The organism is Ferroplasma sp. Type II (genome assembly GCF_000496155.1).
Window position 1 is genome coordinate 1 of sequence record NZ_KI542685.1, and the last position, 1,667, is coordinate 1,667.

The window sequence follows — 1,667 nt, forward strand, 5'->3', positions numbered from 1 at the left end:
GAGTTTTTGTTTTCTTTCAACTCCATTAATATAGAATTTAATAATATTGTCTAAATCCAAATTATTTCTTTTTTTCCTATATGGAAAACTAAGTATGTAGACGGGTATATACCCTTATTTTCTTTGGTGTCTCTAATTTTTTTATTGCATTTATCATCGCATGCATTTTTCTCAAGCACAGACACAAAATCTGGTCTAAAATTTGCATCAGGTGTCTTACTATCCCTCAGTAGTATTACTTTACTCATACGGATTTTCCTACAAAATACCCCTTCTTCATCTGTCACTATCACGTCAATAACGTTTGTATGTTTATACATGTTCCTTTATAGTACATGAAATAAAGTCGTCACCCTTCAGATTGGTGTTTTCCCTCTACATTCTTAATCTGTATTTTGAAAATGAATATATAATTGAATATAAAATATCGTTATATTAAAAGCACAGTTCGAAAACACTCCATAACGGCTTCGATGTAAATTAATCACAATAGCACTTTCCATTAATTTTGGTCCTTTTTTATGCTGTGATTTTACTATATACCTTTTTTCTAATCCTTTTTTAGATATGGTATTTATTACAGTAATAATATCCATACTTGTCGTTGTTTATAGCTTTAAGCAGGATGCATCACATGTTATAAGTGGTGTGCGGTGGCAGACTTTCTTTTCTCTCTTATTTCTACTATATAGCTAATTAATCCAGTATCATTCGTTTTTATGACCTTCCTTTAAAATTTTATAACCAATTCCCCAATCAGCTCTTATTTCCCCAAAATTATATTTGCATATCGGACATTCTAAATTTTCATAATCTGAAAATCCACGTTCATATGTAGCAGTATATTGAAATATTGTATTGCATACAGGGCATTTTTTATTGCATTTCGCAAAATCATTTAAAACCCTAACCAAGTCTAAATTATATGAATCTGCATCTTTATCATGTTCTACCAATAAATAACATTCCACGTCGGCGTTGCTAGTAAATGCTGCAATATCTTTTTTATTAAATTGTGCGTAATCTTCTAAATTGTCATAATTCATAGGATTGAGATCGGATATATCAGTTTCATTCTCATTGGCGATTTCAAACAATGTAAAATCTTTTGTTTTATAATATGTAGAGTCCTGGTGGAATTTTATAAATTTATATTTTCCTTTTTTATCCTTACTTTTGTCAAATAATTTTATTATTTCGTTTTTGTCCATACTTCACACATCTCGTCTGTATAAATCAAGTTAAAATATAAAAATTTTCTTTTATCTGTTTTTTTAATCTTGATTATAGTTTAGTTATCCTTACTTTATAATTCTGCACAGCGGTTGTGTCAGCAATCATATTATTTCTACGCGTTTGTGTGTAAATCAGACTAAACATATCTAGTTTAACGATCGACCAATCGTCCGGAAACCTCATACATAAAATATATTGCTTTCTTTATACACCTCCTGACATCTTTCCATGTATGGTTTCACCATCAAGGAGGTAAAAATAAGATACTTCTTTAACCTCTTCCTTCTTGGCAGGATTTTCATGTACGATTCTGAACACAATCTTGATTGTGCCATCCGGCTGCATAACCCGTATAGCTTCCCTTGCATTATTCATGTTCATCAGTTTTTATTTCCTCATTTTTATCTTTATGACTTGCTATCCCTATTTTT

Annotated in this window: 3 protein-coding genes; all 3 read right to left on the reverse strand. The window is 30.4% G+C overall.

The annotated features are described in order from the left end of the window. Positions 1–50: 50 nt before the first annotated feature. The 3 genes from AMDU4_RS01045 to AMDU4_RS01055 all read right to left on the reverse strand — a co-directional run bounded on the left by AMDU4_RS01045 (position 51) and on the right by AMDU4_RS01055 (position 1,611). Positions 51–287: a hypothetical protein gene (locus AMDU4_RS01045; RefSeq protein WP_290703825.1), complete on the reverse strand. Its 237-nt coding sequence runs from the start codon at positions 285–287 to the stop codon at positions 51–53. A gap of 420 nt (positions 288–707) precedes the next feature. Further along, positions 708–1,211 (reverse strand): hypothetical protein, encoded by a 504-nt coding sequence (locus AMDU4_RS01050; RefSeq protein ID WP_021786147.1) that lies wholly within the window; start codon positions 1,209–1,211, stop codon positions 708–710. A 229-nt stretch (positions 1,212–1,440) separates the two neighbouring features. Continuing rightward, on the reverse strand, positions 1,441–1,611 hold the full coding sequence (locus tag AMDU4_RS01055) for a hypothetical protein (protein ID WP_290703828.1): 171 nt from the start codon (positions 1,609–1,611) through the stop codon (positions 1,441–1,443). Between the last annotated feature and the right edge of the window lie 56 nt (positions 1,612–1,667).

Coding starts and splice junctions, on each gene's coding strand:
- AMDU4_RS01050 (WP_021786147.1), bottom strand. CDS start 1,211: ATGGACAAAAACGAAATAATAAAATTATTTGACAAAAGTAAGGATAAA.
- AMDU4_RS01055 (WP_290703828.1), bottom strand. CDS start 1,611: ATGAATAATGCAAGGGAAGCTATACGGGTTATGCAGCCGGATGGCACA.